Origin of the sequence: Embleya scabrispora, from assembly GCF_002024165.1 — a bacterium.
Classification (GTDB): Bacteria; Actinomycetota; Actinomycetes; order Streptomycetales; family Streptomycetaceae; genus Embleya; species Embleya scabrispora_A.
Window position 1 is genome coordinate 1,153,630 of the sequence record NZ_MWQN01000001.1, and the last position, 19,636, is coordinate 1,173,265.

16 protein-coding genes are annotated in these 19,636 nt (G+C 72.6%); 3 read left to right on the forward strand and 13 right to left on the reverse strand.

The window, feature by feature from the left end:
- Nucleotides 1-559 precede the first annotated feature (559 nt).
- Entirely contained in the window at nt 560-1,408 is an 849-nt protein-coding gene (locus B4N89_RS05145; RefSeq protein ID WP_078974668.1) for an acyl-CoA thioesterase, read from the forward strand.
- Between the two features lie 67 nt (nt 1,409-1,475).
- Here the strand turns inward: B4N89_RS05145 and B4N89_RS05150 are convergent, their stop codons facing one another.
- Nucleotides 1,476-2,090, reverse strand: coding sequence for a zinc ribbon domain-containing protein (locus B4N89_RS05150; protein ID WP_078974669.1), 615 nt, complete (start codon nt 2,088-2,090; stop codon nt 1,476-1,478).
- Nucleotides 2,091-2,433: 343 nt separating this feature from the next.
- Here B4N89_RS05150 and B4N89_RS05155 point away from each other — a divergent pair, with 343 nt between their 5' ends.
- Nucleotides 2,434-3,858, forward strand: a complete 1,425-nt coding sequence (locus B4N89_RS05155; protein WP_414646405.1) for an aminopeptidase P family protein — start codon at nt 2,434-2,436, stop codon at nt 3,856-3,858.
- On the forward strand, nt 3,855-6,905 hold the full coding sequence (locus tag B4N89_RS05160; RefSeq protein WP_078974671.1) for a helix-turn-helix domain-containing protein: 3,051 nt from the start codon (nt 3,855-3,857) through the stop codon (nt 6,903-6,905). Before B4N89_RS05155 ends, B4N89_RS05160 begins: the two co-directional genes overlap by 4 nt.
- Here the strand turns inward: B4N89_RS05160 and B4N89_RS05165 are convergent.
- The 12 genes from B4N89_RS05165 to B4N89_RS05220 are packed head-to-tail and all read right to left on the reverse strand — an operon-like array spanning nt 6,895 to nt 19,327.
- On the reverse strand, nt 6,895-8,148 hold the full coding sequence (locus B4N89_RS05165) for a circularly permuted type 2 ATP-grasp protein (RefSeq protein WP_143657846.1): 1,254 nt from the start codon (nt 8,146-8,148) through the stop codon (nt 6,895-6,897). The genes B4N89_RS05160 and B4N89_RS05165 overlap by 11 nt on opposite strands.
- Nucleotides 8,135-9,673 (reverse strand): amidase, encoded by a 1,539-nt coding sequence (locus B4N89_RS05170; RefSeq protein WP_078974673.1) that lies wholly within the window; start codon nt 9,671-9,673, stop codon nt 8,135-8,137. The genes B4N89_RS05165 and B4N89_RS05170 overlap by 14 nt, the downstream gene beginning before the upstream one ends.
- Nucleotides 9,666-9,860, reverse strand: a complete 195-nt coding sequence (locus B4N89_RS05175) for a hypothetical protein (protein ID WP_078974674.1) — start codon at nt 9,858-9,860, stop codon at nt 9,666-9,668. Before B4N89_RS05175 ends, B4N89_RS05170 begins: the two co-directional genes overlap by 8 nt.
- Nucleotides 9,857-11,332, reverse strand: coding sequence for an aminopeptidase P family protein (locus B4N89_RS05180; protein ID WP_201260788.1), 1,476 nt, complete (start codon nt 11,330-11,332; stop codon nt 9,857-9,859). Before B4N89_RS05180 ends, B4N89_RS05175 begins: the two co-directional genes overlap by 4 nt.
- A 45-nt stretch (nt 11,333-11,377) precedes the next feature.
- Nucleotides 11,378-12,265, reverse strand: coding sequence for an ornithine cyclodeaminase family protein (locus tag B4N89_RS05185; RefSeq protein WP_078974675.1), 888 nt, complete (start codon nt 12,263-12,265; stop codon nt 11,378-11,380).
- A complete protein-coding gene (locus B4N89_RS05190; protein ID WP_078974676.1) occupies nt 12,262-13,488 on the reverse strand; it encodes an aminotransferase class I/II-fold pyridoxal phosphate-dependent enzyme in 1,227 nt (408 codons plus the stop codon). The genes B4N89_RS05185 and B4N89_RS05190 overlap by 4 nt, the downstream gene beginning before the upstream one ends.
- Complete coding sequence (locus B4N89_RS05195; protein WP_078974677.1) at nt 13,485-14,405, reverse strand: alpha/beta hydrolase; 921 nt, start codon at nt 14,403-14,405, stop codon at nt 13,485-13,487. The genes B4N89_RS05190 and B4N89_RS05195 overlap by 4 nt, the downstream gene beginning before the upstream one ends.
- Nucleotides 14,402-15,304, reverse strand: coding sequence for a hypothetical protein (locus tag B4N89_RS05200; RefSeq protein ID WP_078974678.1), 903 nt, complete (start codon nt 15,302-15,304; stop codon nt 14,402-14,404). Before B4N89_RS05200 ends, B4N89_RS05195 begins: the two co-directional genes overlap by 4 nt.
- Nucleotides 15,305-15,349: 45 nt before the next feature.
- Nucleotides 15,350-16,198 (reverse strand): HpcH/HpaI aldolase/citrate lyase family protein, encoded by an 849-nt coding sequence (locus B4N89_RS05205; protein WP_078974679.1) that lies wholly within the window; start codon nt 16,196-16,198, stop codon nt 15,350-15,352.
- Nucleotides 16,195-17,148 carry an isopenicillin N synthase family dioxygenase gene (locus tag B4N89_RS05210; protein WP_078974680.1) on the reverse strand — a complete coding sequence of 318 codons (954 nt, stop codon included), beginning with the start codon at nt 17,146-17,148 and terminating at the stop codon, nt 16,195-16,197. Before B4N89_RS05210 ends, B4N89_RS05205 begins: the two co-directional genes overlap by 4 nt.
- Nucleotides 17,145-17,648, reverse strand: a complete 504-nt coding sequence (locus tag B4N89_RS05215; protein WP_078974681.1) for a MaoC family dehydratase — start codon at nt 17,646-17,648, stop codon at nt 17,145-17,147. Before B4N89_RS05215 ends, B4N89_RS05210 begins: the two co-directional genes overlap by 4 nt.
- A complete protein-coding gene (locus tag B4N89_RS05220) occupies nt 17,645-19,327 on the reverse strand; it encodes a 2-isopropylmalate synthase (protein WP_078974682.1) in 1,683 nt (560 codons plus the stop codon). The genes B4N89_RS05215 and B4N89_RS05220 overlap by 4 nt, the downstream gene beginning before the upstream one ends.
- Between the last annotated feature and the right edge of the window lie 309 nt (nt 19,328-19,636).

The following is a 19,636-nucleotide window of genomic DNA, read 5'->3' on the forward strand; positions in this document are numbered from 1 at the left end:
CGGGCCGCGGAGGCGTGGGCGCCGCCGTGCGGGCGCCCGTCGGTGGGGTGTGGTGATCGCGACAGTCGTGATCACCGCACCCGGTGGCCCTCGCCGAGTCGGCATCGGGATCAATAGGGCATCGGGCGCCCGGATGGTGTGCGCAGATCCGCCGGCGGCTGCGGCCGCGGGGAAACGGGGCGTTTGACGATCCTGATCCGTGTCATGGCCGCGTCCTCCTGGTCGTTCCCGGTCCGGCGCAGAGGCCGCGGTGTACGCGACGCGCGCCACCTGCTCCTTCGATACCCACCCGGACGCCCCGAACCCTCCGCCGACGGCGAACAACCTGTCACTTTGCCCGCCGCGACCCCAATTCCCCGGCCCGGAGGGTGAAATCGGGTCGTCGGGCCGGCCCGACGGCACGCTTGACCGACCCGAACCGGGCAACTGGGCCGCGAGGAACAGGGGTTCCCGGTTCCGGGAGGTGACGAACCGCGTACGCCCCCCGATCCGACCTGACGGGCGGGGCGATGGATATAGTGAGTTTGGATTCCCAACTCAGCTATCGGGAGGTGCCGGCATGGAGCAGGCAGGGACGACGGTGGCGCAGGCGACCCCCTCGTCGGTGCGCGAGTTCACGGTGGACCGGTCGTGGTGGTCGTGGGAGGGTGCGCACGGCGGGAGCCTGGTGGCGCTCGCGCTGGAGGCGATGCGGGACGACGTGGTCGCGCGGTCGGGCGCGGATCGGTCGGCGCGGACGATCAACGCGCACTTCCTCAGACCGGTGGACGAGCGCCCGTTCCGGCTGACCGGCACGGTGGAGCACGCCGGCCGCGGCAGTTCGGTCGCCTCGTTCCGCGCCGCGCAGGAGGGTGCCCCGGTGCTGTTCGGCTCGGCCGTTTTCGGTGCCCGGCGTCCCGGGCCGGACGAGGCCGGCTCCCCCGCGCCCAGCGTGCCGCCGCCGGACCGCTGCGACCCGCTCGCCCTGCCGGCCGGCCTGGTCGCGTTCGGGGACCACCTGGAGATCCGTCCGGCCGGGCCGAACCTCCCGCTGTCCGGCGCCGCCGAACCGGAGTTGGTCGCGTGGATCCGGTTCGCCGACCGGCGCGCACTGGACGCGGCGGCCGTGGTGATCCTGGCGGACGCCCTGCCGCCCGCGCTGTTCGCCCGGTGGACCCGGCCCAGGGCGGCCCCGTCGGCCGAGCTGACGGTGCACTTCGGCAACGCCCTGGACGACGGCCCGGTGTCCGGCTGGGCGCTGGTCCGGATGCGCACCGAGCACGCCGGCAACGGCTGGGCCCTGGACGACAGCGCGGTGTGGACGGCGGACGGACGCCTGCTCGCCCTGGGCCGCCAGGCCCGCCGGGTCCTGGCCGATCGGGGCGCGCCGGATCCGGCCGGGCGCCCCCGACCGCCTCGATCCCGCTGAACGCCGAGGTCCCGCGCACCCGTTCGTCGGGGCAGGCGGGACCTCGGCGGGTCGGGCGGGCGTACGGTCAGCCGCGCGGAACGTTGCGCTGCGCGGTCTCGACGACGCCGATGACGTGGGCCGGGGTCATCTGGAGCAGCCCGCCCACCTGGTCGAGCAGGGCCCGCTCGGCGGAGCCGATACCGCCGTCGGCCGCGGCGATCAGGGCCGCCCGGGAGAGCAGCCATTCCCGGCCCTGCGGCTGGAGTTGGTCACCGAGCGGGACCAGGATCGGCGGCAGGTCGACCGGCGCGCCGGCCAGGTCCGCGTCCAGTTGGGCGACCGTGTACCCGGTCACGCCCGCCTCGGCCACGGCACCCGCGGCCGCGGTGCGGGCCGCGGTGGACGGCATGCCTGTCACGCGCAGCACGGCCACCGCCAACGCCCGCATGCCCTGCGCGAGTTGCGCGGAGATCTGGGCGCTGGTCGCGCCCTGCAGCACGGTGTCGTGGAAGGTGCCGCCACACGTCGCGCACTCGACGTGGGTGCCCTGCTGCTTGTACGGGAAGATCGGGATGAAGAACAGCGTGAACCAGCGGCGGGCCTGCTTGAGGTGATATTGCCGATCACCTCCGCACCGCGGGCAATGGAAGACGCCCCCCGAAAGTGTTCTGAATATGGTCTTGAAACCCCAGATGAGCATGTTCTCGATTCCCCGTCGTCGCGTTGGCCGGCACGATGCTCCCACACCGCCACGACAGGTCTCCTACGGGTATCCGACCGCACCGGACCGGCCCTCGTGGGCCGAACGCGTACTCGCGCGCCCCCGCACCCACGTGTTCGCGCGGCCGGCGATCCGGGCGCGCCGCCGCCCGTTCCCGGGCGACCGCTCCGCCGCTCGACGCACCGCCGCGATCAACCGCCGTGTCGGCCTCGGCAATGCCTGCGAGGCCATAGAAGTGTCACATGTGAAATGGTACCGTCCTTCGAAACCAGGCGACGACGATTCGGGGCACACGGTGGAGCGGCAGCGAGAGACCGACGGGATCGAGAGTCACGACCGTGAGGTGTCGGCCGCGCTGGCCGAGTCCTTCCGGCGGGGATGGGCGGACACCGGCCGGAAGTTGCCTCCCCTGCCCGGGGCCGCCTACGCGGCCAAGCGGCGCGCGGCGTTGTCCGAGCGCTTTCCCGGCGAACGGATCGTGGTCCCGTCGGGCGGGCTGAAGACCCGCAGCAACGACTTCGACTACACGTTCCGCCCCCACTCGGCGTTCGTGCACCTCACCGCCGAACAGGGCACCCAGGCCGTTCCCGACAGCGTGCTGGTCTTCGAACCCACCGGGACCGGCCACTCGGTCGTGTTGTTCACCCGGCAGCGATCCCCGCGCGGCGGCCCCAACGGCGCGGAGCTGTACAGCGACCGGCATCACGGCGAGTTCTGGGTCGGCCGCCGGCGCACACTGGCGGAGACCTCGGACGCGCTCGGAATCGAGTCCGCCCCGCGCGAGAACCTGGAACGCGCCCTCGGCGGCAACGTGCCGACCCGGGTGGTACGCGGCGAGGACACGCTCGTCGACGCGCTGATCCCGGCGGTGCGTCCGGCCGAGGCGGAGGCCGAACTGCTCACCTGGCTCTCCGAGTCGCGACTGGTCAAGGACGAGTGGGAGATCGAGCAGATGCGCGCGGCCGTGGACTACACGGTCGCCGGATTCCACGATGTGGTCGGCGAGTTGCGGCATGCCACGACCCTGGCCCGGGGCGAACGCTGGGTCGAGGGCACGTTCAACCGGCGGGCCCGCCTGGAGGGTTACGGTCTGGGCTTCGAGACCATCGCTGCGGCCGGGGCGCATGCGTGCGTCCTGCACTGGATGCACAACGACGGCCCGGTACGCGACGGCGAATTGCTGCTCCTGGACGCCGGCATCGAGGCCGACTCCTTCTACACCGGCGACGTCACCCGGACCCTGCCGGTCAACGGGCGCTTCAGCGACGTGCAACGCCGCGTCTACGACCTGGTGTTCGCCGCCCAGTCGGCCGGCATCGCGGCACTGCGCCCGGGTGCGCCGTTCGGCGACTTCCACGACGCCGCGATGCGCGTGGTCGCCGAAGGGCTGGACGACTGGGGCCTGTTGCCCGGAGGCGCCGAGGCCGCGCTCGCGCCCGGCTCGGGGTTGTACCGCCGCTTCACCATCTGCGGCTCCGGCCACATGCTCGGCCTGGACTGCCACGACTGCGCCGCGGCCCGCCGGCAGAACTACCTGGGCGGCACCCTGGAGGCCGGCCACGTGCTCACCGTCGAGCCGGGCCTGTACTTCCAGCCCGACGATCTGACCATCCCGGAGGAACTGCGCGGCATCGGGGTCCGGATCGAGGACGACTTCCTGATCACGGCCGACGGCGCGTTGTGTCTGTCCGCCGCACTGCCGCGTGGCGCGGACGAGGTCGAGGCCTGGATGGCGTCGCTGCGATGACCACGCGCCGCCCGCTGGTGGATCAGGTAGGCGGACAGTTACGGCGGGCCGGCGCGGTGGCGGTGGTCGGACCCACCGGGTTCGGCAAGTCGCAGGTGCTGGACGACGTTTGCTCCGCGTGGCAGGCGGCCGGGGATCCGGTGGTCCGGCTCAGTTCGGCCCGCACCGACGCGCAGATCGCCTACGCGCCGCTGATGGACCTGTTCTCCGCGTGTCCGGCCGAGGTGCGCGGCGAACTGTCCGATCTCCAGCGGTCGGCGATGGACTGGGTGCTGCGCCGGGTGGGCGGGCCCGAGCCGGACACCACCACCTTCCGGGTCACCGTGCTGTCCTGCCTGCATGCCTGGGGGCGGCGGGCCCGGCCGCTGCTCGCCGCCGACGACGTGCAGTGGTGGGGGCCGGGCAGCCTGGACGTGTTCGGGTTCGCGGCGCGGCGCAGCCGGGGCAGTGTGTCGCTGCTCGCCGCGTTGCGCCCGGACGGACCGTCGCCGCACGACGTGCTGGGCGGCGGCGCGGTCGAGATCGGCATCCCGCCGCTGGGGCCGCAGGAATCGATCGCGGTGGTGCGCTCGTTCGGCATCCCGCTGCGGGCCGCCGCCCGGATCCACACGGCGACCGGCGGCAGTCCGCGCCTGGTTTCGGACATCGCCGCCGGGCTGGCCCGCGCCGGGATCCCGATCGATGCCCTGGACGCCACCCCGCTGGCCCCGTACGCGCGCCACGCGATGCGCGCCCGGCTGGCCGACCTGGCCGAACCGGTGCGCCGGGTACTGCTGTTGGCCGCGCTCGCGGCGGAGCCCACGCCGGCCGGTGTACGTCGAGCCGCGGGATCGTCGGCCGAGGCCGCGCTGGCCGCCGCGGAGGCCGCGGGGGTGGTCCGGGTGACGGCCGGGGCGGTGGTGTTCACGGCGCCGGTGCTGCGGGAGGGGATCGTCGCCGAGGCGGGCGGCGAGGCGGTACGCCGGGCGCACCGGGTGTTGGCGGCGGCCTCGCTCGCGGCCGACGACCGGGCCTGGCACGCGGCGTGCGCGCTGGGCGCGACCGAGACCGCGCCCGAACTCGTGCCGGGCCTCGCCGAGGCCGCCGCGAGTGCCCGGGGGCGCGGCGACCACATCCGGGCCGCCGAGTTCGGGCTCCTCGCCGTCGACCGCGCCGGCGGCGGTCGCCCGGACCTGCTCGTGACCGCCGCCCGGGACGCCGAGGCCGCGGGGCGCTTCGACCTGGCCCGGACCGCGCTCGACCGCCTGATACGCACCCGGGCCGGACCGGCGGCCCGCGCCCGGGCCGGATTCGCCGTCCTGGACGCCGCCGGGCGAGGCGCCGCGCTGCTCGCCGACGTCGCCGCCCAGGCCCTGGCCGACGCCACCGCCGCCGCCGAACCGGCACTGGTTTCGGCGGCCCATCTGCGGCTGGCCTGGAGCGCGCACCTGGACCGGGGCTATCCGGCCGACGCCCTCATCCACGCGGAGCACGCGGTGGCGTGGGCCGAACGCGCCGGCGACCCGGCGGGCCGAGCCGCCGCACTGACCATGGCGGCCCGGATCCAACAGGGCCGGGGCACCCCGGACCACGTCGACACCCTGCGCCGCGCCCTGGAGGCGGGCGCGGCGGCGGAAGCGGGCGCGGACGCGGCCGCCGGGCGCGACCCGGGAGGAAGGCGGCCCGCACCCCGGCGCCGGACACCCGAGCAGGATGGCGGGGTCGACCCGGAGCCGCATGCCGGAATCGACCCGGGCACCGGGCACGGCCCCAACCCCGGGCAGGCCGCCGCTCCCACCCCGGGATCGGCCCCCGCCCCCACCGACCACGCCCCCGAGCCGACCCGCGCTTCCCCCGAGCACGCCCACGCCCCCGCCCACGCCCCGACCGCAGCCCGCGAGCATGCCCCCGACCCGACCACCGCCGGAGCCCGCATCATCCACGACCCCCGTCGCGTAGCCGTCTGCTTCGCGCTTCTGGAGGATCGCCCCGCCGAGGCCGAGCGCCTGCTCGCCGAGCTGCGCCCCCTGGTCGGCGACGGCAACGGCCCCGCCGACCTGGTCCGGCTGCTCGGCAGCGCGGTGCAACTCCACGCGCACACCGGCGACGGTCGCACCGCCCGCGAGGAGGCCGCCCGGCTGGTGGCGCTGGCCCGGGACGTGGGCGCCTCCCCCGGCCCGCCGTGGTACGCGGCGGCGACCGCCGAACTCGCCGGCGGCACACTGGAACAGGCGCTCGGCTACGCCGAGTTGGGGCTCGCCGCGTCGGAGGAGGAGACGGATTCGGTATTCGCCGCGCACTGCCTGCACCTGTCCGGCGCCGTCCGCCTGTTCCGGCGCGACACCGCCGGCGCGTTGGCCGATCTGCTCCGGGTCCGGGACCTGACCCGGGAGTTGTGCATCGGGGACCCGGCGGCCATCCCCTACCACGCCGACCTCGCCGAAGCCCTGGTCGCCGCCGGCGACGTCGAGGCCGCGACCTTGACGGTGGCGGAGGCCCGGGGTCGCGCCGAGGAGTTGGCGCGGCGGAGCGTGCTGGCCGCGCTGGACCGGGCCGAGGCGCTGTGCCACGCGGCGGCGGGCCGGTTTCCGCCCGCCGAGGAGTTGTTGACCACGGCGCTGGCCACCTTCGAGCGCCTGGCATATCCGCTGGAGTGCGGCCGGGTCCTGCTGGCCCGGTCGGCCGTCGAACACCGGCGCCGCCGCCCGGCCCGGGCCAGGGAGTCGTACGCCGCGGCCGAGGCGGTCTTCCGCGCCGCCGGGGCACCGCTGTGGGCGCCCGCCCGGCCGGAACGGGCCGGCGCGCCGGCCGGGCTCGCGGGGCTGACCGAGGCGGAGCAGCGAATCGCCGACCTGGTCGCCGACGGCCGCGGCAACCGCGACATCGCGAACTCCCTGTACGTCAGCGTCAAGACCGTCGAGGCGATGCTGACCCGGATCTACCGCAAGCTCGGGGTGCGCTCCCGGGTCCAGTTGGTGGCGCTCGTGCACCGGGAACTCACGGAACTCGGGCACCGGGACGGACGCCGGTCCCCGAACGACCGGCCACCGTCCTCGGTCAGTCGGTGAAGGCCCACGAGACCGCCCCCCGGGAGGCGTTGACCACCGTGGACGCGGCCGATGCCCGAACCAGCGCCCCGTTCGTACGATCGCCGTAGGCGTAGACGCCGAGCACGAACCGATGTGTGGCGGTGGTGCCGTCGGCGGTCGGCAGGTCCAGCGTGGCGGCGCGCACCATGCGCTGCGCGGTCCAGGTGCCGACGCCGTCGGCCACGAAGCGGGCGCGCAGCGCCGGCGCGGAGTGTTCGGCGCCGATCAGCACACCGTCGCCGCCGTAGCTGTAGCTGTGTTTGAAGACGTATTCGGTGCGGGCGGCGAGCACGTCGTCGAGAGTGTCCGGGTCGAGGTCGAAGGTGGTGGGCACGTAGCGGCGCACCGTCTCGCGTTCGTCGGCGTCCAGCAGGTGGGCCAGGCCGGGATCGCACAGCAGCGAGAACCACCTGCGGTGCATGCCGAGTTCGGCCTCGAACAGGGACGTGATGGTGGCGCCGCTGTCGGCGACGGATCTGAGGAAGGCGCCCTCGTCGTCGGTGTCGCCGAAGGTGATCAGCCGGTGTACGAGGATCTTCCGGGCCTGCTCCGGGCGCAGCCACCGCGCGGGATAGGTGGTCTCGTCGAGGTAGGCGACATCGAGGTCGGGTGCGAGCAGCCGCAGATAGTCCACCAGGGGTTGGTCCCGGCCGTAGCCGCGTCGGGCGTGCCGGACGGAGTCGAGCACGACCAGGCGTTCCAGGCCCAGCCGGTTGCACCGGTCCACGTAGTGCAGGGCGAGGTCCAGGAACGGCGACCCGCCCGCGACCGGGCGGCCGAGCAGGTCGGCGTACAACTTCGCGCTGTGGTGACACTCGCCGGCGCCGACGCCGGAAAACGTGTTCAACTCGCAGAAGGCGTAGCCCGTTTCGGTGGGAATGATGTCGGCCCGGGCCAGCGCGAGGCCCGGGCCCATCCGGGCGCGGTCGATGTGTCCGGCCATCGCCGCCGGGATGTGGAAGGTCTCGGCCAGTTCGGTGGGCGACAACGTCGCGCACACGTGCCGCATCACCTTTTCGTGCGCCGAGACCAACCGAGCGGTGGCGGCGTGCAGTTCGTCGTGGGTGTCGCGGTCCATCCGGAAGTGTGTGGGCAGGGTCGGGAAGAGGAAGCCGAGGTCGCGCAGGTGCCGGTCGGAGGCGGCGCGGGCCAGGGCGAGTTCGTCGGGTTTGTGGGCGGCGGCCAACTCGGCCAGGAAGGGGCGGTTCTCAGCGGCGAACATCGGCGGGCTCCGCATCGGGGTCGGGTCGACGGCGCGGGGCGTCCGGGCCGGTCCCGAACGCCGGCGGTCGGACGTGGCGGCGGCCGAATTCGGCCTCGATCGCCGCGCCCGCCCGGAACAGGTCCGCCTCGCCGAACTCGCGTCCCACGAGCTGCAATCCGATCGGCAGGCCGTTGCCGGCGAACCCGATCGGCAGCGACATGGCCGGATGTCCGGTGACCGCGAACGGGATCGTCTGCATGTCGTTGGCCAGCCTCGGCGGCGGCCAGTCGGTGGGAAAGTCCTCGAATCGGGACGCGGTCGCCTGGCCGCAGGCGGTGATCAACACGTCGTGCTCGGCGAACACCCGGCGCCGGAACTCCTCGACGAGTTGCCCGCGTACCGCCAGGGCGCGCAGCAGGTCGCTCGCGCCGATCCCGGCTCCGGGCATCAGCTTCTGGTAGGTGTACCGCCCGAACGACCAGGGGAAGCCGCGCAGATTGTGCTCGTGTACGGCGAAGCCCTCCGCCGCCAGGATGATTCGGCCGCAGGCGTCCAGGGTTTCGTAGGGCGGGAGTTCGCACTCCTCGACGATCGCGCCGAGCCGGTCGAGGTGGGCCAGGGCACGTTCGATGCCCGCGACGATCTCCGGGCGGGTCGCCGGGTCGTCGGCGTACCAGGCGGTCGAGTACGCCACCCGCAACCCCCGTACATCCCCGTCGAGTCGATCCGGCCCCTGCCCCGCCGGCGCGTCGCGGGTGCGCGGATCGCGGGTGTCGGGGCCGGCCACGGCCCGGAACGCGGCGGCGGTGTCGGCCACCGTCCAGCCCAGCGGTCCGAAGTGGTCCATGGTGTACGACAGCGGAGTGGCGCCGTGGCCGGAGACGCTGCCGTAGGTCGGCTTGAGGCCGACCACCCCGCAGTGGAACGCCGGCCCGCGGATCGAGCCGGCGGTATCGGATCCGAACGCGACGCGCAGGAAGCCGGCGGCCACCGCGACCCCCGCGCCCGAGGACGAACCGCTGGGGATGTGCTCCGGGTTCCACGGATTCACCGCCGCCGGGAAGGGCAGGTCCCGGCTCGGTCCGCCGAGCGCGAACTCGTAGGTGCTCAGCTTGCCCAGCAGTACCGCGCCGCCGGTCCGCAGCCGGGCCTCGACGGCGCTGTCCTCGGCGGCCGTGTCGGACACGGTCAGCCAGGACTGGTTGGTGGTCGGCACCCCCTCGGCCGCGAAGATGTCCTTGAGCGCGTACGGGATGCCGTGCAGCGGGCCGCGGTCGAGGCCGGCGCGCAGGTCCAGGTCGGCCTGCCGGGCGCGGCGCAGCGCCTGCTCGCGCAGGACCAGGACGAACGCGTGCAGCGTCGCGTCGTGTGCCTCGATCCGGCCCAGCGCGTGCTCCACGAGGTCCACCGAGGTGAGCCGCCCGGCGCGCAGCAGCGCGCCGGCCTCGGCGACGGAGAGCGCGGCGAGCCCGCCGGGCCGGGAAGGCTCGGTATCGGGCGCGGTGTCGGGCGCGGTATCGGATGAGCTGTCGGGCTCAGACATCGGCGCTCCCCCCTTCGCTGTCGCGCAGCAGCCGCATCTGTGCCCGCAGCGAGCGGTAGCCGGCCAGGACGCCCGGGGCCAGATCCGGTGGCATGTCGATACCGAGCCGGGCGAGCACGACGGCGAACTCCCGGTCGGCGGCCTCGGCGGCGCGCTCGGCGTCGGTCGCGGCGGAGTCGGCGCTCACGCCGCGCGGCCGTCGTCGCCGGGCAGGCGCGGGCCCGCTTCGCGTTGTGCGGCCAGCCACGCCTCGACGTCGGCCGCCGCGACCGGCAGCGCGTGCGACATCACCCGCGCGCCGTCGGCCGTCACCCGTACGTCGTCCTCGATCCGCACGCCGATCCCGCGCAGCCCCTCCGGGACCAGTTCGTCGTGCGGTTGCAGGTAGATGCCCGGTTCCATGGTGAGCACGTGGCGCTCGCGCAGCACACCCTGGGCGTAGTGCTCGGGCCGCGCGTGTCCGCAGTCGTGCACGTCCAGGCCGAGCATGTGGCCGAACGCGGCCAGCGTCCACCGCCGGTACGGCTGCCGCTTGTCCGCGAGCGCCTCCTCCACGCCGACCTCGACCAGGCCCAGGTCGCGCAGCCCCTCGATCTGTACCCGCTTGCAGGCCAGGTCGACGTCCTCGAACGCGACCCCGGGGGCGATCGCCGCCAAACCCGCGTCGCGCGCCGCGTGCACGATGTCGTAGACGTCCCGCTCGGCGGCGCTGAACCCGCCCGACACGGGCCAGGTCCGGGTCACGTCGGCCGTGTAGCAACTGCGCGCCTCCGCGCCCATGTCCATCAGCAGCAGGCCGTCCGGCCGGACCGCGCCGTCGTTGCGGACCCAGTGCAGGGTGGTGGCATGCGCCCCGGCGGCGACGATCGAGGCATAGCCCACGCCGTTGCCGTCGTGTCGCGCCCGGGTGGCGAAGACGCCCTCCAACAACCGTTCGGAGACCTCGCGTTCGCTCGGCAACACGCGGGCGACATCCTCGAAGCCGCGCACGGTGATGTCGACGGCCTCCTGAAGCTGCGCCAACTCCCAGTCGTCCTTGGGCAACCGCAGTTCGGCCAGCACGCTCGCCAACAGCGCGTCCCGGACGGCGTTCTCGGCCGTCGCGGGCAACAGCTCCCGATCGATGCCGGTGTCGTAGCCGCGCAGGACCCGCACGGGACCGGAGATCCGGCGCAGCGCCGCCGGGAGTTCGCCGATCGGGCGCGCCTGCACGCCCAGCACCGCGGACTTCTCCTGCGGCGACAGGCAGCGCCCCTGCCAGACCTCGCCGAGGATGCGGTCCAGATAGCCGACACCCGACGCCGGGCCGTGCCGTGGGTCGACGTACAGCACCGCGTCGTGGCCGCCGGTGATCGGGTGCAGGACCAGTACCGAGTTCGGGTCCTGATCCGCTGTCAGCCAGATCAGGTCGCTGCCGCCCCGGAACGGGTAGGGCGCGCCGTAGCTGCGCCATTGGATGCGTCCGGTCGGCACCACCAGGGTCTCGCCCGGGAAGGCGTGCGACAGCGCGGCGCGCCGGGCGGCCGTGCGTTCGGCGTGCGGCACGGGGGACAGTGTCGTCTCCTGCTCGCGCCAGTTGCCCGTCATGTAGTCGACGAACGCGGCCGGGATGTCGTTGTCGTGCGCCCCGGTGAGTTCTTCCTTGCCGACGTTTCCCACGTGCGGTCTTCCCTTCGAAACGGACGGGCGATCGGTGATCGGCGATCAGCGGTACGGGCGCGCCAGATGGGCGCAGGTGATCAGGTCGAGTGCGGCGTGGCCGGTGGAGCTGAACACGGTCGGGCAACCGGCCAGATCGGGGTGGTCACCGGTTTCCAGGGCCTCCAGGTCGAGCGCCGTACGGTGGATCACGCCGGCTTCGGCGACGGCGGTCTCGATCGATTCGACGACGAGGGTGGCGGAGGCGAGCAGTTCGCGGGAGACCTCGCGCGAGGTCGTGGTGTGCGCGCCCATGCAGTTGACGTGCACGTGCCGTGGGAGGTCCGCGGCGATCGGCAGCGGGTCCACGGACGTGGTCGCCGTGGCCACGACGTCGGCCCCGGAGGTGGCCTCCGCCGCCGACGCGCAGACCAGGGCCCGGGCCCGCCCGGCGGCCCGGATCCGCGCGCACAGCGCCTCGGCGTGCGCGGGGGTGCGGGAGTGGACGCGTACGTGTGCGATCTCGCGTACGGCACGGACGCCGAGATACTGCTGCCACGCCTGGACGCCGGCGCCGACGATGCCGAGCACGGCCGCGTCGGGAGCGGCGCAGCGGTCGGTGACCACGGCGGTCACCGCGGCGCACTTGAGGTTGGTGACGAGCGCGCCGTCCAGGACCGTGAGCAGTGCGCCGGTCGAGGTGGCGAAGACCGGCACCACGGAGGTCACGGTCGAGCCGGGTCCGTGCGCGATGGTGGCGACCTTGGCGATGTACAGGCCGAGGTCGGGAGAAACAGCCGGCATGGAAAGGTACTTCACGCCGCGTGCGTCCTCGACGGTCTGCCGCAGCGGTACGGTCATCCGCCGGACCGCACCGCTGTGCAGCGCCTCGCGGATCAGCCCGGCCACGGCGGTGACGTCGGCGGTGGCGACGTCGGTGTCCACGCGGGTCATCCCAGTCCCGCCAGGATGTCCGCGAGGTCGTCGGCGAACCGTTCGGTCAGCGCCGTCGGCATGTCCCCGCGCAGCATCATGCGCACGCCGGCCTGGTTGCGCGGCACGATCGGGAAGAACATCGCCGAGCAGTAGTAGCCGCGCCGGTACAGCTCGGTGGACAGCCGTACCGCCCGGTCGTTGTCGCCGACGGTGACGAACTTGATGTGCGATCCGGTGCCCCGGAGGTCGTGTCCGCGCAGGCGCTCGTCGAACAGCGCGATGTTGCGCGCCAGTTGTCGCTGTCGGCGGCGAAGTTCCGGACTGCGGTGCAGGTCCAGGGCGCCCAGGGTGGTGCCGACCGCGGCCGTGCGCAGCCCCTGCGACCAGGCCAGCGGTCCGGACCGGTAGAGGAATTCGAAGACGTCGCGCTCACCGGTCATCGCGATGCCGCCGGTGCTGCCGAACGCCTTGGCGATCGAGGCGACGATCAGGGTCCGGGAGCCGAGGTCGGTGAACACCGGACGTGCGTATCCTTCGCCGCGATCGCCCAGCGCGGACAGCGCGTGCGAGTCGTCGAGGTAGACGAACATGCCGTACCGGTCCTGGAGTTCGCGGATCCCGGCCAGGTCCGCCTGCCCGCCGACCGAGTAGACGCCCTCGCAGACGTAGGCCACGCGCGGGTGGCGTTTGCAGACGTCCTCCAGGAACTGCGTGTCGTTGTGCGGGCAGGTGAGCACGAGCGTCTCGTCGGCGACGATCGGCTTGAGGAAGTTCATCGAGAAGTGCGCGAACCGGTCGAAGACCACGACCAGCGGTTCGCCGTCGGTGAGATGGCCGGAGGCCAGCAGCGGCAGGATCGCCGCGCTGAGCACGCCGCAGGACACCGACGGCAGCACGTGCGCCCCGAAGTGCTCGGCCAGTTCCGCTTCGAGGCGTTCCAGGATGCCGAGCCGGATGCGGAACTCGCCCATGGACAGGCCGGTGATGCGCTCCTCGGCGAGCGCGGCGCGGCCCGCCTCGATCACCGCGGGATGGCTGTTGAACCCCAGGTACGAGCACGACGACAGGTTGGCGAACTCGTGCCCGGAACTCAGCTCGCGCAGCCGGTTCTGGCCGTCGACGGCCTCGACGACCAGGCCGAGCATGCCATTCTTCTCGGACAACCCCCAGGCGGCCTCGGCCGCGGGCACCATCGTGCGGTTGTTGCGGAAGCGGTGCGGTCCGACGACGTCCTCGCTCACCGGCCCGCCCCGCTTCGGGAACGCAGCCAGTCGCCGAGCCGGTCGATGGCCTCGCGCGCCTTGGCCAGGCGGGTGTAGTGCAGGTGCCACACGTGCACCATGCCGGGCCACACTTCGAGCACTCCGGTGGATCCGGTCCGCTCCAGCGCGGCGACGAATCGCTCCGCGTCGCTGAGCAGGATCTCCCGGCTGCCGACCTGGACGAGGATCGGCGGCAGTCCGCTCGGGTCGGCGTACAGCGGCGACGCGTAGGGGGTCGTGGGTGCGGCGCCCGCCAGGTAGGAACCGGTGACCAGGGCGACCACGTCCGCGCTGACCAGCGGGTCCTCTGCGGCCAGGGTCCGGTAGGTCTCGCCCGACGCGGTCAGGTCGGTCCACGGCGACACGCACGCCGCCGCGGCGGGCAGCGGCAGGCCCAGGTCGCGGGCCTTGAGCAGGGTCGCCAGGGTCAGCCCGCCACCGGCCGAGTCGCCCGCGAACACCACGTCCGAGGGCGCCACGCCGTCGGCGAGGAGTTCGCGATAGGCCGCCACCGCGTCGTCCAGTGCGGCGGGGTAGGGGTGTTCGGGGGCACGTCGGTAGTCGACGAAGAACATCCGGCACCGGGTGGCCCGGGCCAGCTCCGCGACCATGCCGCCGTGGCTGCGCAACGATCCGTACACGTAGCCGCCGCCGTGCAGGTAGAGACCGGTGCGGGTGCCCTCCGCGTTCGGCGGGGTCAGCACGTATCCGCCGGCCCGCACCGTCACCTCGACGTCGGCGGCGATCGGCGTGCCCCAGGTGTCGTAGTGCACCCGGGCCTCGTCGATGTCCTCGGGCCAGTCGCGCTCCGTGAGCACCGCGAGCAGCGCCTCCAGCTCGCTCGTGTCCCGCTCCGACATGGCGGGCACGCCCGTCGCGGTCCGCTCGGCGGTCATCGCGGGTTCCCGCCGTCGGCGCCGACCGCTTCCACGCCCCGGTGGTAGCGCTCGTGCGCGGCCTCGTCGGGGACCTCCAGGCCGGGCGCCGGCACCTCCAGGCGGTAGTGCGCGTACCACTTGGCCAGTTCGTCGGCGTCCGGGAACTGGTACTCCAGGTGCCGGATGGGCCGGCGCGAGGGCTGCTGCGCGTCGACCGGTCGCGGGGCCGAACCGGCGTGTGCCAGTCCCCCGTCCACCTCGTTGAACAGCACGATCATCACCAGGTCGGCGTCCAGGTCGACGTCCGCCGCGGCGGCGTAGTCGGCGAGGATGCGCTCGGCGTGCTCCTCCTTGACCGCCACGTTGAAGCTGTGCGGCATCAACTCGATCAGGTCGGCGGGCGACACCCCCGCGTCGCGGAGGTAGGCGCGGGTGTCGCAGATCACCGGCAGCCCGCCCACGATGTTGAGGTTGGGTCCGTAGATGTTGGCGATCAGCGGCGTCGCGGCGTCGAAGTGCACACACTTGGTGGTCAGGAACTCACGGGCGGTGGTGTGGTCGTCGTTCGGGGTGAAGTGCCGGTTCTTGTTGAAGCCGTCGACGTCCATCCCGGCGATCCGGTCGTAGCCGATCGTCACCGGACTGAACGCGGCCACGTCCACCCGCTCGCCGAACGCGCGGAACAACGATTCGAGATAGTCGCGAGCGACCGCGGCGTGGTGTTCGTCGTGGACGTCCAGACCGTGGCCGGCCAGGGTTCGCGCGACGCCGCGGCAGACCGCGACACCGTGGCCCTCGGCCACCAATTTCACGAGCGCGTCGACGAGTTCGTCTCCGACGGCGTGCAGCCGGCCGTCCACGTACTCCGTGCGATAGGCGGACACGTCGACGATCGTGTCCTGCGGCAGGATCTTCACTGGGATCTCCCGATTCACGAGTGCGGGTTACGAGGCGGCGACGCTTTACGACGCGGCGTCGGCGTCGGCCGTGTGCAGGGCGAGCATGCGGCGGGCGCGCAGCACGAACGGCGGGGCCAGCACGCGGTCCTTCTCGACCGCGAAGCCGTAGGGGGTGCTGTCGTAGTCCGCCACCACGCGGCGGTATTCGGCGAGTTCGTCCGCGCCGACCGCGAAGGTCGCGGCGATCACGTCCACCTGGCGGGGGTGGATCGCCGCCTTGCCGGTGAATCCGGCGCTCCGGGCGGCCCGGCACTGGGCCTCGACCAGGTCCAGGTCGTGCAGTTCGAAGGAGTTGGTGTCGATCGCGGGCACCCGGTACCGGGACGCCGCGGCACACAACCGGGCCCGGGCGTGGTCGAGGTAGACCTCGCTCGGGGCGTACAACTCGGCGGTCAGATCGGCCTGTCCGAAGCACAGACCGTCGCTGACCTCGGCGATCTCCAGGGCGTTCTCCACCGCGTCGACGGTCTCGATGAAGCTGCACACACCGGGCGGGCGCGAAGTGCGCGAGAGCAGTGAGCGGTATATCGCCACGTCGCCCGCGCCGGCGATCTTCGGGATGAAGACCACGTCGATCGGGACGCCGCCGATTCTCGCGTCGGCGTCGAGCAGGAACCGCATGTCCTCCAGGCCGTCGTACGTGGCGATGGTGTTCACCCGCAGTCCCAGCGCGGGCAGTTCGGCCCGGGTCAGGTCGACGCCGGCCAGGGCCTCGCGCGCCTCGACCTTGCGGGCCGGGTGGATGGAGTCCTCCAGGTCCAACACCAGCATGTCCGCGCGCATCCGGCCGGGTTCGGCCACCGATGCCACGCGCAGTGCGGGGGTGTAGAGCAGGCTCGCGTGTGCTCTCATCGCGCACTCTCCCTTCCGAACAGCAGATTCATCTTCCGCAGCGAGAACTCCTCGTAGCGGATCGGTTCGTACCTGGCGGGCCGGTCCTTGACGAACGCGGGGAAGCAGTCGATGACGGTGTCGTCGTTGGCCAGCTTGAAGAACGCGATCGACTGCCTGCGGCGCACGTCGAGCCGGACCCGGTGCGGCGTGGAGACGTACTCGTCGTTGGACCAACGGGCCATCAGGTCACCGATGTTGACGATGAACGTGTCCTGCTCGCGCACGCCCACGTCCAGCCACTCGCCCGCGCGGTCGCGGATCTGCAGGCCCGGGCCGTCCTGGGTGAGCAGCGTGATCAGCGTGCCGTCGGTGTGCTGCCCCATGCCCTGGTCGTTGACGAACTCCGGGGCGATGCCCGGGTACAGGTGCGAGCGGAGCGAGTCGTTCGAGGTGTCGGTGCGAATCGCGAAGAAGTCGCGGGGCAGGTCCAGGGCCAGCGCGAGGAGTTCGGCGATCCGGTCGGACACCGACTCGCAGGCCGCGAAGTACCGCTTCAGCGCGCCGCGGAAGGCCGCGCCGTCCGGGTCGTCGGGGAAGGGCAGTTCCTCGTCGTCGTCCAGGATCAGCCGGCCGACGCTGAACTTCTCCACGTAGTCCGACGGCATGCCGGCCCTGCCGGTGTAGGCGTAGGCGTTCTCGGACAACAGCGCGCTGTATCCGTAGGGGCTGTAGTCGTTGTCGCCGCGCACCGTGCTGGTCCGCATCGCGAACTCGTGTTTGGTGTCCAGCGGGAGCCCGAAGAAGTCCAGCGAGGCGGCGTAGGCGTCGGTGAACACGTCGGCGGCGATGCCGTGGCCGCGCACGATGAAGAAGCCCGTTCCTTTGCAGGCCCGGGAGATCTCCTCGGCGACGGCGCGTTCGGCGTCGGCGTCGGTGCGCGCTGCCGTCAGGTCGACGACCGGGATCATCGGTCTTCCTTTCGTCGGGGGACGAGGACGGTCCGGTCGAAGGCGATCACGGTCACGCCGTCCTGGTTCAGGCCCGTGGTGTGCACGGTGACGATCCCCTCGTCGGGCCGGGTCTTCGACTCGCGTTTGGCGAGGATGCGGGTCTGTGCGTAGAGGGTGTCGCCGACGAACACGGGGGCGGACAGCCGCACCTTGTCCCAGCCGAGGTTGGCCACGCCCTTGGCGCTGATCGTGGCCACGGTCATGCCGTTGACGATGCCGAAGGTGACCAGGCTGGACACCACGATGCGGCCGAAGCCGGTCTGTTCGGCGTATACGGCGTCGATGTGCAGCGGGTGCTGGTTGAGGCAGAGCAGCGAACTCCACACGTTGTCGGTCATGGTGATCGTCCGGCCGGGTCGGTGTTCGACGACCTCGCCGGGGACGAAGTCCTCGTATTCCAGGCCGCCGTCCTCCCGGTAGGTCCCGGGGGCGACGGTCCGGAAGGAATTCGTCCTCATCGCGATCCTCCTCGTGCGCTTTCGGCGCCGCCGGAGTCGAGGCCGGCCCCCACGCTCGAGGCGACACCCGCCCCCGGGCCGGTGCCCGCTTCCGCTCCCCCGCCCGCGTCCGCGCCCGCGCGGCGCAGCGCGGAACGGCCCGCGCGCAGGGCCGCGTCCGTGGCGCCGTCAGCCAGGCCGACACCCCAGAACGCGGCGGTGGCCGTGGCCAGTTCCACGTAGCAGACGGTCGCGTCCCGCGCGCCGGCGATCGACACCCGGGTGAATTCGACGCCGTAAGCGGCGGCCAACTCCTCGATCACCTCGTGCTCGTCGGCCGCGCCCCGACAGACGGCGCTCGGGTCGACGCAATAGGTCTCCCGGAACAGCCGCCAGATGTCCTGCGGATCCAGTTCGCGCCCGGTGGCGTCGGTGACGTCCTGTACCACGCCGGCGAAGTCGCGGCGCAGGCCGACCGGCAGGTCCAGTCCCCAGCCGGCCTTGAGGACGTAGGCGATGCCGCCCTTGCCCGATTGGCTGTTCACCCGGATGATCGCCTCGTAGTCGCGGCCGACGTCCCTGGGGTCGATCGGCAGATACGGCACCTGCCACGGCGCGTTCGTCGGATCTCCGCCGGCCCGCTCGGCCAGTGCCGCCAGGCCCTTGGCGATGGCGTCCTGATGGGTGCCGGAGAAGGCGGTGTAGACGAGGTCGCCGGCGTACGGGTGCCGCGGGTGCACCGGCAGTCGGTTGCAGTCCTCGACGATCTCGCGGACCGCGTCGATGTCGGAGAGTTCCAGTTCCGGATCCACGCCGCGGCCGAAGAGGTTGAGCGCGAGGGTCACCAGGCACACGTTGCCGGTGCGCTCGCCGTTGCCGAACAGGGTGCCCTCGACCCGGTCGGCCCCGGCCATCAGGGCGAGTTCGGCCGAGGCCACGGCGGTGCCCCGGTCGTTGTGCGGGTGCACGGACAACACGATCGAGTCGCGGCGGTCCAGGTTGCGGTGCATCCACTCGATCTGGTCGGCGAAGACGTTGGGCGAGTGGGTCTCCACGGTGGTCGGGAGGTTGAGCACGAGCGGTCGGTCCGGGCAGGCGTCGACGACGGCCGCGACCCGGTCGGCGATCTCCAGGGCGAAGTCCGGCTCGGTGACGTTGAACGTCTCGGGCGAGTACTCGAAGCGGATGTCCGCGCCGTTCTCCCGCTCCGCGAGCCGCACCAGGTCCTCGGCACCGGTGACGGCCATCCGCAACACCTCGGCGCGCGACATGCCGAACACCACGTCGCGCCACAGGCACGCGGTCGCGTGGCACAAATGCACCACCGCGCGTTCGGCGCCGCGAATGGCGTCGAAGGTGCGCTCGACGAGTTCGGTTCTGGCCGGGGTGAAAACCGATACGGTGACGTCGTCCGGAATTCCGTTCTTGATCACCAGTTCGCGGACGAAGTCGAAATCGTCGACGCTCGCCGCCGGATATCCGATCTCGATGTCCTTGAAACCGAGCCCGACCAGCAGGTCGAACATGCGCTTCTTCCGGCGCAGGTCCATGGGCTCGGCCAGGGCCTGGTTCCCGTCTCTGAGGTCGACCGACGCCCACACCGGCGCACGGTCGAGCACCCGGTCCGGCCATGCCCTCGACCCACCGTCCCGGCCCGGCGGCAACACCGGGTCGTTCCGCGTGTAGCGGTGAAACGGCATCGACGAGGGGCGCTGCGGAAAACCGGGGTTCCGTCTCGGCGCAGAAAATGGTGAGCCCGTTCCACTCACTCCCACGATGAATTCCTCTCGCAGTTGGCGGCGCCCCGAACGTAGCCGGCGGCGGGCCCTGCGGAAATCAGAGGAACCTCTAGAGCGAACCCTGGAATCGGATCAATGGCGCGCATTCGGGCGGGTCCGACAGATTTCCCGGTTGACGTCCCCGGTTTGCCCCCGGATAGGATTTCGGCGCACCGATCGACCCTGCCCGGCACCGCTCGGCGGTCCGCGAGACCGCGTCGGTTCGCACGC